10 protein-coding genes are annotated in these 14,960 nt (G+C 55.5%); 4 read left to right on the forward strand and 6 right to left on the reverse strand.

All coding sequences use genetic code 11. From position 1 onward, the window contains the following. Positions 1 to 43 precede the first annotated feature (43 nt). The 3 genes from HDF16_RS24075 to HDF16_RS24085 all read left to right on the forward strand — a co-directional run bounded on the left by HDF16_RS24075 (position 44) and on the right by HDF16_RS24085 (position 3,592). Positions 44 to 970, forward strand: coding sequence for a VWA domain-containing protein (locus HDF16_RS24075; protein WP_184222436.1), 927 nt, complete (start codon positions 44 to 46; stop codon positions 968 to 970). Positions 971 to 1,435: 465 nt separating this feature from the next. Then, on the forward strand, positions 1,436 to 2,692 hold the full coding sequence (fliB, locus tag HDF16_RS24080) for a flagellin lysine-N-methylase (protein ID WP_184222438.1): 1,257 nt from the start codon (positions 1,436 to 1,438) through the stop codon (positions 2,690 to 2,692). 300 nt (positions 2,693 to 2,992) lie between these two features. Further along, positions 2,993 to 3,592 carry a tetratricopeptide repeat protein gene (locus HDF16_RS24085; RefSeq protein WP_184222440.1) on the forward strand — a complete coding sequence of 200 codons (600 nt, stop codon included), beginning with the start codon at positions 2,993 to 2,995 and terminating at the stop codon, positions 3,590 to 3,592. 852 nt (positions 3,593 to 4,444) lie between these two features. On the opposite strand, the gene HDF16_RS24095 is transcribed toward HDF16_RS24085, so the two are convergent. The 4 genes from HDF16_RS24095 to HDF16_RS24110 form a co-directional block, all read right to left on the reverse strand. Next, positions 4,445 to 5,158 (reverse strand): hypothetical protein, encoded by a 714-nt coding sequence (locus tag HDF16_RS24095; protein ID WP_184222444.1) that lies wholly within the window; start codon positions 5,156 to 5,158, stop codon positions 4,445 to 4,447. Between the two features lie 611 nt (positions 5,159 to 5,769). Next, on the reverse strand, positions 5,770 to 6,879 hold the full coding sequence (locus HDF16_RS24100) for an IS110 family transposase (RefSeq protein WP_184222446.1): 1,110 nt from the start codon (positions 6,877 to 6,879) through the stop codon (positions 5,770 to 5,772). Continuing rightward, positions 6,770 to 7,003 carry a hypothetical protein gene (locus tag HDF16_RS24105; protein ID WP_184222448.1) on the reverse strand — a complete coding sequence of 78 codons (234 nt, stop codon included), beginning with the start codon at positions 7,001 to 7,003 and terminating at the stop codon, positions 6,770 to 6,772. The genes HDF16_RS24100 and HDF16_RS24105 overlap by 110 nt, the downstream gene beginning before the upstream one ends. Positions 7,004 to 7,304: 301 nt before the next feature. Further along, positions 7,305 to 8,459 (reverse strand): alpha/beta fold hydrolase, encoded by a 1,155-nt coding sequence (locus tag HDF16_RS24110; protein ID WP_184222450.1) that lies wholly within the window; start codon positions 8,457 to 8,459, stop codon positions 7,305 to 7,307. Positions 8,460 to 8,865: 406 nt separating this feature from the next. On the opposite strand from HDF16_RS24110, the gene HDF16_RS24115 reads away from it, so the two are divergent. Next, the gene (locus HDF16_RS24115) at positions 8,866 to 10,047 is read left to right on the forward strand and encodes an acyltransferase family protein (protein ID WP_184222452.1); all 1,182 of its coding nucleotides are present in this window, start codon (positions 8,866 to 8,868) and stop codon (positions 10,045 to 10,047) included. A gap of 214 nt (positions 10,048 to 10,261) precedes the next feature. On the opposite strand, the gene HDF16_RS24120 is transcribed toward HDF16_RS24115, so the two are convergent. Continuing rightward, positions 10,262 to 12,661, reverse strand: a complete 2,400-nt coding sequence (locus HDF16_RS24120) for an ADOP family duplicated permease (RefSeq protein ID WP_184222454.1) — start codon at positions 12,659 to 12,661, stop codon at positions 10,262 to 10,264. 105 nt (positions 12,662 to 12,766) lie between these two features. Next, positions 12,767 to 13,216, reverse strand: coding sequence for a recombinase family protein (locus tag HDF16_RS24125; RefSeq protein WP_184222456.1), 450 nt, complete (start codon positions 13,214 to 13,216; stop codon positions 12,767 to 12,769). Positions 13,217 to 14,960: the final 1,744 nt, after the last annotated feature.

Below are 14,960 nucleotides of genomic sequence, written 5' to 3' on the forward strand. Positions count from 1 at the left end.
GGCTCGAAGGTGGCAAGCCATTCATCTCCTCTAAAATGCCTGTATGTTCGTTCGTGCCACGCTGACGTCCCTTGGCATACTTCTGTCCGTGCCGCTAGCGGCGCAGACGCCCCAGCCACCCTTCTCACTATCTGTAACGGTGAACGAAGTGACTCTGGAGTTCCACGCCTCCGACGGCCACGGGCTTCCTCTCAACGACCTTAAACTGGCCGATCTCCATATCCTTGACAACGGCCTTTCCCCGGTGCGGGTCTCACAGTTCCAGATACTTCGCGACGTCCCCCTTCGGGTCGCATTCCTATTCGACACCAGCAACTCGATGGCGGGTTCTCTCACTCACAACCGGGAGATTGCCCTGCAATTTATACAGAACATACTGCGGCAGAGCAGCGATCAAGCTTTCATCGCCAACTTCGGCAGCATCGCGAAGCCGGTTCAACTCTGGACCAACAACGAGAAGGCCCTAGAGACGCGTCTGCGCCACCCAACCGTGTACGGAGAACGCGCACGCCCCGGAACCGCTCTCTACGACGCCGTACACCAGACCTGCCAATACCAGTTCGCCGCTCCGGACAAGGCATCTACCAGCAACCTCATCCTGCTCTTCTCTGATGGCGACGATAACGCAAGCCGTTTCGACCTCTCTGATACTGTTCAGGCCTGCCAACACGCCCACACAGCCATCTACGCCTTCCGCACGGATAGCTCAGGCGGCGCATCGGCTCTCGCTGAGCTAAGTGAGAAGACCGGTGGCCGAGTCTTCTACGATCCCTCAGACTCTCCAACATCGAAGTCAGATAGCTTCGATGATCTAAGTCAGATCGAGGCCACCCAGCGGAACCTGTATCAGCTAACGTATGTTTCCGCCGAGATGCGACACGACGGACGGTTTCATCATGTCGAGCTCAACGCGAACGATCTTCAGGATCACATTGAAGTGCGCTCCGGATACTATGCGCCGCCGCGCTGAGCCAAAAAGCTATTCACAGCCACTGTCTATTTTTCGGATCTTGCAGCGGGCAGGTGTGGTTTCTTGAAGGCAGTTGTTAGATCTGCCCAGCACAGGCTGCCTTGGAGATTAGAAGGCTCATCGCTCATCTGGATGGATCGCAATATGGTCTAAGCTGTCCTGCGCTTGGGCGCTTCCAAAACGACAGATTTTTAACCGGCCAGAGAGCTCTTGGAGCGAATCTGAAAAATAGTCGAGCGGATTCGGAAGTGCCACGTCTATCTGTTTAGAGGCCGACTTTGAGGCTCCCCTGCCAGATCGGGTCTCGCTAATCGAATCAAGCGTAACGACAAGAGTGCGCCGTTCTAAGTAACGGTCAAGGATCAGACAAGGGCGATGGACAGGGACACTACAGAACGATTGCTATCTATGGACAGACACTGCATAGAGCCTCAATCAAAGCCTCCCACCATCCGAATTGGGGACGTGGGATCGGCGCCTACGTACCCGACCTATGCGGGAGCCTTCAGGTGTATCGGCGCTAGCTGTGAAGATGATTGCTGCCATACCTGGACCATACCGCTGGATAAAAACACTTACCGCCTGTATCAAAATTTTCCCGCTGAAAAGCTGGGATCGGTAGTAGCAGAATATGTGTCCGTCAAGACCGCTGAGACCCATGACAATCTCTTCGCTCAGATCACGCGTAATGACTCTGGGGCCTGCCCGTTCTATACTTCCGGCCGCTTGTGCGGCATCCAGGAGGAATATGGCCCGCAGCTCCTGTCGTCAACTTGTTCGATCTACCCTCGCGTGTTGAATCTGGTCGACAGCAGGCTGGAAGGTTCACTTTCGCTTTCTTGCCCGCAAGCGGCTCGTGACGTTTTGCTCTTCCCAAACTCAACGCAAGTCGTATCTGATCTACTATCTGGCGCTTTTCGAACAGACAACTACTTCACTCTGGCAAGCAATGGGGCTGGCCACGTTCACAAGCTTTACGCAGCGTTCCACGATGTGCGCCGGTGCATGATCGCGCTTGTGACAGATCGCTCACGCCCCGTATGGGAACGGCTCTTGCTCATCGGCTCTCTTTGCAAGCAACTCGACGAAATCCCCACCGACGGAGCCATCTCAAAAGTTTTCGCGATTCTGTTGGACTATCACGGTGTTGTCGGAACCGAGCGGGGGCGGTCGGAAATGGAGAACCTGCCGACAGATCTTGCTCTCAAGTTACGGGTTCTATTCAAGTTCGTGTCCGAGCGCGCTCAGGACAAAACATGTGGCACTCGGTTCCTCGACACCTACTGGGACTTTGTTGCAGGCATTGGATCGTCAGAGGGTGCCACCCCAAGTGAAGACGTCGAGCGGATGCGTAGCGCAGAAGAGTTCTACCACCGCCCCTTCTTCGAGGAACGTCCTTACATCTTTGAGAATTACCTCTTGAACTACATGTTTAGAACGCTGTTCCCATTCGGACGTGCAAGGAATGCAGATTTTGTTCCCCGCTCGATCTTCGACGAATACATTCTCATGGCGACTCAGTTCGCGATCATCAATGGCTTGCTTATTGGGGTCGCCGGACACTTCAAAGAAGGGTTCTCAGAGGAGCATGTCGTCAAGACCATCCAGTCGTTCGCAAGAGAGCTTGACCATGACCCGATGGCACTGGACTCGATGGTCGAGTTCATGCAGAAAACCAATCTCGGGAATCTCTTCGGAATATCAATCTTGCTGAAGAACTGACCGCTCTATGACCGGAGACCGAAGTGATCCGAAGATGTCAGGAAGCCGTACTACAAGCCGTCGATGCACAGATAGAGTCTTTGCTTGTCTTTCTGAAGAATGTCCCCATCCCTCATGGAATGAATGAACGAGTGATAGCGCACTGTCAACGCAAGCATCAGTTGTCTCTTCACGCTTTTGGGCTCCGCTTTTCACTACGGCGCTTCATTAATCTTGGCCGCTAAGGAAGCAAATTATCCACTCGATGCTAGACCCTGTTTTTCGTGAGACGACCGAACTGTTGGTTTGAATGATGGAGTTATGAGCAAAAACAAACATCTTTGCCCCTGTGGCAGCGGAAAGCGCGCGAAACTTTGCTGCCGCCCTAATACCACGCTGGTAAAATTTGGCTTTAGCAGTAGCGAAAAGCTGGAGTTGCGTCTGGCTGCGGAAGCGCTCGCTGCCAAGGGCAAGCATCAAGAGGCCAGTGAGATATTGGAACGTCTCGTGAAGATTAGTCCGCATAATCCATTGATATGGAATGATCTCGGTATTCAGTACGAAGCGGCGGGAAGAACGGAAGAGGCGTTCACCGCATTGAGACGAGGACATCACGCGGATTCCACCTATCCCCCCATTTGGTATAACCTCGGCAAGTTCACCCTGGACCGCTTCATCCGGCTCTACCAGAGCGGAGAATTGACCGAAGACCATGCGGAAGAGTTATTGACGAGGGCCATCCAATTTCTCAACGGCAATCTTGACCGAGATCCGGAGAACGCTGACGCTCACTACAACCTCGCGATCGCTTACGCCTTCTGCAAAGATGAGCATCGCGCGAAAGCGCATATGGAGGTGGCGGTCCGGCTGGGAAGTGAATATGAAGCCCCCAGAGGCTGGCTAAATTCCCCGGGACTATAAGGGCCGCTCTGAGCTCCGAGCATCTGCTATTCGAGACGTAGGGCTGTCATCGGATCCACTTTCGTGGCGCGGATGGCCGGAATCCATGTGGCCGCCAACGCAACGACGCCGAGCAATAGCGGCGTAAGGATAAAGGGGTCACCACACCAAGCGTCACAAATCGTACGGTAAGGCCTGTTGCGCATACCTATCGCCACTGACAAGACAATCGCAATAGGCTTTTGCAACCCAGAAATGACGATATTTGGCCACGCGACGCAGGCTTGCGCAAACGTTCGTTTGTGCAAGCCGGATGGGGACCTAAACTCGAATCATGACCTTTGGCATGCGAGGCAAGATGTCGGCGTGGTTTCGGATTGTCTACGTCCTTTGCCTTGCAGCAGGTACCTACACTCACGCATCGATCTTGGTTCGTCATGGATGGCGGTGGGACTATGGAGGCAAACCCATTTCCACGGTCCTGTTTTGGTCGGCGTTAACTCTTCTTGATCCGCTGGTTGCTGTCCTTCTCTTCGTCAGGCCTAGGATAGGGTTCACGTCACTAATGCTGCTCATGTTGAGCGATGTCATTCATAACACTTGGGTCATCCACGTTTACGGCGGCATCGTATGGATGGTCGCGGACCAGTGGTTGTTCTTGATCTTCGTTTTCGCAACGGCGCGAACTTTTTGGAAAGGTGCTCAAAAGCAGACCCAGCCCAGAACTCCTTAGCGTACGATTTGTGGCGTTTGGTGTAGTGACCCCTATATTCATCTGAAACGGTGGGTTCAGACGAGTACAGACTCGAGCATTGAAAGCTCGAATGTTTAAAAAGTGCACGCTTGTGGTCTGCTAAAACGTTTCGCACCAGTTCAGGACATAGTGACGGTAGAGTTCCAGCGGATTGGCTTCCATTGGCCTTCGATAAGGCGGAAGGTATTCCACCTCCACTGGCCACAAAGCCCTCCGCACCAGACGCCAGCATAAACAAGGGCTACGGTGTGGCGGGCGTTGAAGTAGACCTCGGAAAAAGTGTAGAGGCCAGGGGCACCTTTGTACTTTTCGGTTAGGACTTTGTTCTCGGGATCATTGGGGTTTGAGCCGAAGCGAGATCTCTGAAACTCGCCCTGCTGATCCTTATTGAGGAGGTGGATGGGGGCTCTAAACGGCGCGGATAGGGCCCAGGCTGAGGGGTCGAGTTGGGCGCGGTCGTGGCAGTGCTTGTCAAAGTCAGCGAGGATCTCGTTGTAGTCTTCGCGGTCGCCATCTGGAGGGGTCACTGCGTCGTGTGGGTTGAGCATGTTAGTGTAGTCGCGCTTACCGTTGGGATGGTCGGGGATGCAAGGCTTGTCGGAGGGGACCATCTGAACGGTGGTGTCCTCGACGAGGAACTGGCCATGCGGCCACCCCTCGTTAGCAGACTCACCTACAGGGATAAGGCGGGAGTAGAACTGATAGGTATCGATTTTGTCCGGAGGCATCGGAATGGCGGGAGATGGTGTTGCCGCCACAGTCTGGGCACCGACGGTGACAATCTGAGAGCTGACTGCGATGAGACCAATTAGAACGGGTGTGATCTTCAACATGGCCCTCCGAGCAAAGCTGTAGAAGCAATTAAACCATAGCCAAGCGGCGTGAATTCGCCACCAGTGTCAATGTTGGGTTTACCCCAAGGGGAAGGGCAGAGGGAAGTGAAGAAGATCCGGACAGGCGTTCAGCGGGCACTCCATTGCCGCTGCGGACGGTGTAAAGTTCTCGCACTAGGCATGTGCGCTACCTGCTACACGCTCAAGCGGCAAGACGAGGAATATTTTGGCGGTCTCCGTGAACAGGTACTTGCACGAGACGGCTATTGCTGCCGAGTCTGCGGAGCCTCCGGACGCGGGAAACGCTCGATCGTAGTGCATCACCGGATACCAGGCGTTTCGAAGATGGCTCTGATGATCTCACTCTGCCCCGCTTGCCACGCGATCGTGAGCCGAACCCAGGTCATGCGCCGGCCCATGCCGCCGTTGCTCCTGGAGCTCTGGCGAGAACAGCACCCGAGTGGCCATGAACAGACGATCCTGTGCTTTGAGAAGCCTGGTCCGGTGGCCATCGCAGTGCCGCTTTTCACGGACTAAACTTTCTCAAAATCGACTCGAAACCACCCACGTTTACGCATGACAAAGGACATTGTTCTGAGAATAGATAGCTCCTACTCGACCGCAAACGTGTTGTATCCGAGCTTCTTCAAGCAGCGTATGTGGTGCCGGGCGCGTTCGACATTCCTGTCGTCCAGAGTGATCAGAGGTTCTTCTCGGTAGGGCATCTTCGCTGAAAGAACTGCGTGGATTGTCTTGAGCAGCATGTGCCCGAGCGCCACGATGGCGCGTTTGTTTCCACAGCGCGATCTCAGTGCATGGTAACGCGACTGCAGCCGCGATCCCTTTCGGTTGGTGGCTGCCCATGCGCTCTGCGTCAGCGTTGTTTTGAGCCAGACGTTTCCCCGGTTCGTACGGACGCTCTTCTTGACGCCAGCGCTTTCGTGGTTCGCTGGGCACAGGCCAGCCCAGGAACTGAGTTGCGCTGCTGTTGGGAACTGTTCCATGTCCACGCCTATCTCGGCCAGGATGCTGGCGGCGGATTCTTCCTTGATCCCCGGAATGCTCTGCAGCAGATGGAACGCTTCGGCAAGTGCCGAGTCCGCCAGGTGCCGTCGGATCTCGGTGTTGAGCGCTTCTACCTGTTCATCCAGGAACTCAAGATGACGAAGAGCATGTCGGATGAGAAAGCGCTGATGGTCGCTCAAGCGATGATCGGCAACGGAAGCCGCGAGTTGTGGGATCTTTTCTCGGGCCTTCTTCTTGGCCAAATCAGCGATCTGCTCTGCGGTCATTCGGCCGTCGAGAAGCGCTGCCAGCATCAACTTGCCCGACACACAGAAGACGTCTGACAACACGTCACCGAGCTTAATGTTCGCGTCTTCAAGCACCTTCTGAATCCGGTTCCGTTCCCTCGAGTTCTCCCCGATTAGCTGCCTGCGACGACGCGTGAGGTCTCGTAGTTCACGAATCGCCAACGGAGGAATGAAGCTTGGCCGGATCATGCCGTGGCGAAGGAGATGAGCTAGCCAGCGGCTATCGTTTGGATCGGTCTTATGTCCGCGCCTGTTCTGCACGTCCGCAGCGTTCGCCAGGATCACACGGACGTGCGCCTCAAGCAGGTTGAAGACCGGCTTCCAGTAGCTGCCGGTACTCTCCATCACGGCGTGAGTGCAACCTTTCGGCGACCAGCCATTCGGCAAGCCGTTGAAGCTCGCTGACAATCGTGCCGAACTTCTTGATCTGCGTGTGGGGTTCGTCTCTTGCGCCACCGGTCATGACGCAGACCACGACGAACTTCTTGCCAACATCGATGCCGGCGCATCGTTCAAGGATAGCTTCGATCATCTACTTCTCCAGTGCGGACAAGCAGCCGACGGCGGGTTGGGCATATTGTTCTACGGGCTCAGAAGAGGCACCAGTCAGGTGTACGTGAGCCGCCGGCGGGCCAGATTATCATTCGGGGTCGAACCACCAATAAGTCCGCGACCCTTTACCTGTTCGCCCCTGAAGTCTCCACCACCCCACGCTTTAGGTCAACGGAAACCCTTCTCATCCTCAGGTGCGGCCGCATCGCGGCCATCGCTGATTATCATGCGTGAAAACAAGAGCCTACGAGTTAGCAGAATTCGCCGAGTGCCTTGACGATTCAGCGCTCAGGGAGCTCGGAATCCGACGGGAGACCGCCGATGAAGTTGGCAATTTCCCGCAAGACTTCGTTTTCGTTGGAGAGAAAGACCCCGTGATTAGCGTTCGGGATGATGACGACTTTAGCTGAGGGAACTCCTGCCTGGAAAGCATCCGCCTGTTCTTGATTTTGCATGGTCTCTCGATTCACCAGCGCGGTACCCAAGGATGGCGGCAGGCGATCCAGCTGCGTGCCATGCGTTCGGGGAATGGTAAAGAAGGCGAGGATAGGAACTTGCAGCTTAGAAAAGCGTTCTTCTCCCGAAATTATTCCCTGGAACACGGCTGGTCCAGCCTTCATACGGCCAACACCGCCATCTGGCCTCAATAAGTGCTGTTGACGTAACTCCGACTCCGGGATATCTATCCCGTCGAATTTTTTGCTGAACTGGTGAAAGGCATCGAAACTTGCCAGATCAGCGGGTGTGGGACCTAACGATTGAGTGATTTTGGAGGCCAATGCAAGATCGTCCTCTTGCACTCGTAAATCACGCTGAAATCTAGGCAACTCGACCTGGAGGAGATCATCGATGGCATGGACGTCCCCAGAATGTATTTGCAGTTGCTGTAGCGTTCCGAGCAACGCATTGAGATCGACTTGATAGTCGCCACGCTCAGGGTTCAAGTATGCGTACTCATGCGCGGCATCCAGATAAACAAGGCCGGCGATTCGTTTGGGAAAGCGCGTTGCAACGGAGCTCAGTTCTTCACCGGCCATGGAGTGTCCAATGAGCACCGGATGATTGATCTTGAGCGCATCGAGAACGGCAAGAATGTCATCGGCCAAGCGGTCGGCACTGTATCCGACGGCGGGTGCACTGGACGCGCCAAACCCTCTACGAGTAATGCCGTAAACGTGGAAGGATGGCGTAAGCTTGAGAGCAAAATCATCGAAGACATGAGCCGTATCGCTGAGTCCAGCTAAGAGAACCACCGGACGCCCCGTGCCACCCCAGTCGAGCACCTCGAGTTGGACATCTTTGTCGACGGTTACAAACTGGACCGTATGGGGGGAGGGGTCATGCCATATCCCTGTTCCTGCTGATGTTGTGGTCTGTTGCGCGAGCGAGGTAGACGCAAGAAGGAGGCCGAGAGCAGTGGCAAACAGTATTCGCATGAGTGGGGAGATGTCTCCTGTTCTCACTTACGGAAGATAGGTGGAGTTGGTTCCCTTGATTTTCTTCCACGGCAGCGGCGTTAATTGTGCGCCGCACTTCTCTGATTAGGAGACGCTAATAGGCATCGTTAACCCCTGCGCTGGCGATATCATGCCGAGTCACTCGTTGAGCCGCGTTGCCCGCAATTATGGATTCCGAACGGGCTAGGAAGTAATGTTGAGCTGCGCCGAACAGCCGCCCTTTGGGTTCATGAACCAAAGAGAAAGACAGATCTGACAGCATCCGAGCCAAGCCTCTTTGCGCCATTCGCTCGACCCGGTGCCGAAAACAGCACTAGCGCTAAAACCGCAGATGGGGCTAGATGAAATGAGCACAGTCCTCTGCTAATCAAAGTTCGGCGGCGCAATGACCCATCTGAAAGAGAGCCCTCTCCTCCGTTTTCACGGCCTAGATACCTTGCGCGCTGCCGCGATCCTAGTCGTAGTGCTGTACCATCTGCGCATAGGCGGTCTTCTGCCAGAAATCCTGATCCCTGCTGCGTCGGTCGGTTGGATCGGGGTGGACCTGTTCTTTGTTCTAAGCGGTTTTCTTATAGGCTCGCAACTTCTGAAGCCCTACGTGGACGGTGCGCCCCCATCGCTGAGAGACTTTTATGCCCGTCGCGCCTATCGAATCCTCCCTGCTTATTTCACGGTTCTGTGCCTCTATCTGTTGTTTCCGCTATGGCGAGAGGCGCCTGGACCCTACGCACCCTGGCAGTACATCACCTTCACCTGGAATCTGCTTCTCCTTAACTATCCAGAGAGCCGTGCCTTTTCACATGTGTGGTCTCTGTGTGTCGAGGAGCACTTCTACCTCTTATTGCCGCTGCTCGTTCTCGCGTTCATGCGGAGGCCGACTGTATGGAAGACGTTAGCTCTGATCGCTTTCATTGTTTTGGGCGGAATCGCCCTTCGTGCCTGGCTGCTGGGCCATGTCGTCTTGGCGCCTGGTGTTCCAGACGACACGCAGGGACAATTGATGATGAAGTACCTTTACTACCCAACATATTCGCGCTTGGATGGTCTGGTCGTCGGAGTAAGCCTAGCAATCGCTCGTACATTTCGGGCGGCATGGTTCTCACGGATAAGCCACTATGGCAATCTCTTATTCGCGTGTGGCTTGGCGGCGGTCCTCTGGGCCCTTCGCCTCTGTGACTTCGGCTTTCCAGATCCGGATCTTCGTGCGAGCATCCTCTTTGCTTTTCCGATCTTGTCGATCGGATTTGGGCTTTTGGTGACCTCTGCCGTTAGCGGTAGAGGCATTCTGACACGGAGAGTCCCCGGAGCGAAGGCGCTCGCAACACTAGCGTTTAGCCTGTATCTCACGCACAAATCTGTCGCCCATGCCACCCATCAACTATTGCCGTCAGTCACAGAAAAAACGGACTGGCGTTCCACCTGTATCTACTTCGCCGTATGCATTGCCTTCGCAGCGCTCCTCTACTTCGCTGTGGAACGCCCCTTCATGCGCCTGAGACTCCGTCGGGCGAAGAGGCGAATGGCTGGTCTCGTTGAACGTGAAGCACGACTCGATCCGGCAATTTGATCAGTCTTAATTAAATCCAGTATTGGCTCGTGGCTAATCGGAAGCCCCTGAAACGCTCGTTTCAGGGTAAGACGTATTCGTCTGAAACGTCGTTTGAGTGAGTACAAGAAGCTCAAATCGATTCGGATGAGCGAAAGAGTTCAGCCACCGTTCACTCACGATGGGATTCCTAGGCTCGTGTCGTTTCATCGGAACTGGGCAAAACGATGCCGCCCTACTCTCGACGTAAGGTGATGGATGGTTCAAGTAGGCTGGCTCGACGACCGGGCACGGCCACGGCGAGTAGAGCGGGCACTGCGAGTAGCAAAGAGGAGGTAATAAGGACGGGTACAGAGGTAGCACCAGTGTGAAAGAACTGTGCCCGAAGCACGAAACCGACCATTGAGGCTGTGAGAAGTCCGGAGAGGATACCCCCAGCTATCCACCGCGATTCTTGTCGCAGGAGCAGGCTCACAATAGCGGCGCGGGTGGAGCCGAGCGCAAGACGGATGCCCATTTCGCGCTCGCGAAGGGATACCTCATAGGCGAGCAGGCCATAGGTGCCGAAGACGGCAAGAACGAGCGCAAGCGTGCCAAAAGCAAGGGCGATCTGCATCGAGAATCGGCGCAGAGCGACTTGGTGCGCCATCATTTCTGGAATGCTTTGGACATAGTTTGTGGTGATTTGGCTGTTGGTATGCAAAAGACTGCGGATGGTCTCTTGGATCGCTGCGGGATCGCCACCTGTACGCATCATGAGTGTCATGTGGACGTCCGGGCCGTCGGCCTCGGGCAGGTATAGGTTGGGCCTGGGCGCGCGTTCGAGCGAGTAGCTGTGGACATCGTCAACCTCGCCTACTACGGTGGCCCAGCTTTTTAGTTCACCGGTGAAGATACGGTGCCCGATGGGGCTTTCCCCTGGCCACTCCTGATTTGCGAGCGCGCGGTTCACAATCACGACGTGATTGCGCCCGTCGTCGGCGGTGTTGAAATCCCGACCGCGATAGAGCAGCTGGCTCATGGTTTGGAAGTAACCGGGAGTGACCTGAAAGACGTCGGGAGTCTTCAGGTGTGGCTGGTTACAGACTTCGGGGTGCAGATCGCTGCAGAAGTCGTACTGGTTGACGCGGCCCCCCAAGGGCTTGTCGTTCGCGGCCGCCACCGCCTCTATACCTGGAACGGCGCGAAGACTGGCCAGTGTCTCGTTGAGCACGGCAAGGGTCCGGGCGGGGTTGGAATTTGGATCTCGCACTGGACTGCGGAGATCGGTGCTGGCAAAGAGCAAATGGTTGGGGTCAAATCCCAGGGGCTGGTGAAGCAGGATGAAGACCGAGGAGACCATCCACCCGGCACTGGCGACCACAGCGAGCGCGAGCGCGAGTTGAGAGGCGACCAGGAGCCGCCCAGCGCGGCGCAGTCCCTTGGAGCCGGAGGTCCGGGCCGAGCCGTTGCTGAGATCGACGAGGAGAGCGGGCCGGAGACTACGCATCGCGGGCAGGATGGTGAGCAGGATGGCGACCAGCATAGTGACAGCAGCGACAAACGCCAGTGCGGGAAAGTTGAGGCTGGCTTGGCCCAGTCGTGGGAGGTGCACCACCTTGGCGTCCTGCGCAGCCCGGACCAGGAGGTCGGAAAAAAACATGCCGAGGAGGGCGCCGGCGGTGGCCAGCGTGCAGTTTTCGGCCAGGAGCTGCCCCAACAGGTGGCGTGGCCTGGCGCCAAGGGTAGCGCGCACGGCGAACTCGGCGCGTCGGCGGGTGTTTCGGGCGAGCAGAAGGTTGGTAATGTTGGCGCAGGCTATCAGCAGGAGCGTGCCGCATGCAGCGAGCGTGGCGAACAGAGCGGAGCGGGTGCCGGTACCGACCTCGTGATCGGCATAGGGCATCGGCACAGGGGTGTAAGCGTCCGGGTACAGATTAGGAAAGTCGTGACGCATTTGCCCTTGAGCAGTGGCGAGCTCCGCAGCAGCCTTCTCGAGCGAAACGCCAGGCCGCAGACGGCCAATACCCTGAAACGCTGAATCGCCGCGATCGGTAGTTGACTTACCCTGATCGCAGCTGAGCGGTGTGAGAACTGCCGATCCGTCCAGATTGCCCCCGGTCTCGATAGGCGCGAGGACGCCGATAACTGCATAGGTCTTGTGGTCAAGCTGGAGAGTGCGCCCGGTTAATGAATTTCCACCCCCCATGCGGTGCCAGTAGGCGTCAGTCACGATGGCCTGATCAAGGCAGTCCGCCTCATTGCCCGTCTCGGTAAAGTCGTGGCCAAGGCTAAGGCTCGCACCCAAGGTGCTCAGAAAGTTCTTGGAGACGAGCGTGGCTTCGGCATGGCCGACACCGGCAGTGGACTCAATGCGCGGCGACCAACCGGCGTAGGCTGCAATGGACTGAAAGGAGTGAGTGCGACGCTGCCAATCCAGAAGGGTGGGAAAGGAGAAATTGTCCCAGGGCTTGGCCGAAATAGCCACGAGCCGGTCGGGTTCGGGGAATGGCAAGGGTTGCAGAACGACAGCGTACAAGACGCTGTACATCGCCGTGGTGACACCAATGCCTATAGCAAGGATAAGGATGACCGTGAACGAAAACCCGGCTGAACGTTTCAACTGACGAAGAGCGACTTTACACGTGTTGAACATTGCTGGATTCCTTCCCGGGCTTAAGATTCAGATGCAAGCCGTGGGCCATTTCAACCTTAGGGCTGCCGCGCCATGGATCAGGATGGAGTGAGTGGCGTCGGCGTATTAAGACCTCTGTCGGTCCCTAGATACGACTTTTTTCCTGTTCTTCCATTCATCTTCGGCAAAGAGGCGAGGGCCGACTTCAATCAAACGCGGCATCATCTTGAAAACACCGACGCGAGTCCATGGTGAACCATTGCGCATGCGTAAACCTCGCTCGTTAAGGTCACTTACGATACTTGCGTAGGAGAAGTCGTTTCCAAGAAGGTCCATCATTTGCAACAGCACCTTATTCTCAACTGGATCAGCTTCAAGGCGGGTGCAATCAGCGGATAAACGAAGACCATATGGAATTTCGTCAGCGGCTTCGATTTCAGAAGATGGCTCTGACTCCGGACGCTCCCGACGCCATTCGATGGATAGCATCTGCCATCCTGCACGTTGACGTTCAGTGATCAGGTCTGCACTGAAGGGGCCAGAGATAACATCTCGACTGCGTTCAAAGAATGGCATTTCGTCTCCTGCGGATCTCAATGGCAAACCAATTGCATTTACAGGACCATTTCCACAAAGATCCGAAGGTCTTGATTCCCCAGAAAACCGAGCTCTTCTGATCGCATCCATTTGGCCAATAATTGAAGTTTGTCCGCTTTTAGAACGACAGTGTTCGAACATGGACACTGTCGTAAGAGGTCCTGATCCTTGGAGTTGTAAGTTAAATAAGTTTTGACGGTCGATCAATCATTCTTGATGTCACATCAGATCTTCGTGATTTGCTATCACCCACGACAACTCCGGTTGTCAGGGGTGATGGCCGAACGCCGTTTCATACACTGCACAGGCGCCGATCGAGTTTATGTCGGTCGCACGCCTGATCCGACTCTGTCCTCTTCACGTGCAAGAACCAAGGAGCTCTGGATGCTTGAGCATTTGTGACGCGGATGAGTGCATAAAAGGCAGGCTCACACGGATCAAGCACCCTGGCCCGAGACCCTACGTTTCGTCTGCTAACTTTGCGTCGCTTATCTTGATTGGGGCTGGACAAGTATCTTGCGTTTACCGAATTGTGGGGCGTTCGAATCATTTGAAGGTATAACGCTCGGATCTTCGCCTATTTCCTGATGATGCAAGAGAAATGTTGCCCCGGTCACGCGGACGATGGCCCTATGGTCGGGAATGCTTATGTCTATCGAGTGATCGCCCGCTGTCGCGTTCGTTGGACTCACAAACTCCAGAATGTAACGTTTGCGAATGAGGCTGACGGCTCTTATGAAGGTTGAATCGACTGTCTTTGGGGTGTCATAGAAAGCGATCCCGCCAGTTCCACCGCAAAAGATAGCGAATATATCTTCTGCCACCGTCTTGGAGGGCTGCCGCTTATCGGGAGCGAACATCGAGGATGGGGCACCCCCTTGGGTCGGGCGAATACCCATTATGGTGACTCCCGATCGAACCGCATAACGTCTCACTTCTTCCCACGTCAGCTTGCTTCCCCTATCCACACCATCGGAGAGGACCATAAGGACACGGCGTCCCTGCAGAGGCTGCAATTGAGTAATGGTGCTCGCGATGACATCCCATAGGCGGTGCTTTTCTCCGCAGTTCGAGCCTTGATCCGACTGATGCAGAGCCGTGGACGCAAGCACATCCTTGATCCCCGCATGTAACTCCGGGATACTCGCAGGCGTTGCTTCCCTAGAGCGGATGAGAACGCAGTCACTCGCAAATACACTGATCCGATCTCCACCGTTGAACAGCTCGGGCACCAATTGCCCTCGGGCGTTCACAAGGCTCTTTGCAAGCCAACGTCCGTTTTCTTGGCTGACGTCCAAAAGTACGGCGAACTGTAGCGGGTCATCCCCTTCGAGACGAACATGCTCGGGATGCGAGACAGGCCCGCTATCAAAGCTCACTGAGAATGAGTCAACTGAAAGACTGGGATAGCTCGCTCGCATTGGGGTAAGCACCATCGTTGGCACTTGCACCACATCTGTGTAGGCGTGAAAGGTGTACGGTTGGCGCGAATCGACAGACTGGCCGGCACAAACCGCCACGCTAAGAGTCAGGCAACAGGCCCGTACAAAATGCATGACCCGCCTTATCGGTAGGGGGGCCGGAACACGTGGTGTCCTCCAAACACGCATAAGGCATATGTATCGCAACTGTGAACCTAAGGCAACGAGAGAAATCGAAAGGCTTTGCTAGAAAACGCAAACAGAACCTCTGACGGGTTGAGTACGAGTGGCGATAACTTGGG

Source organism: Granulicella aggregans (assembly GCF_014203275.1).
GTDB lineage: Bacteria > Acidobacteriota > Terriglobia > Terriglobales > Acidobacteriaceae > Edaphobacter.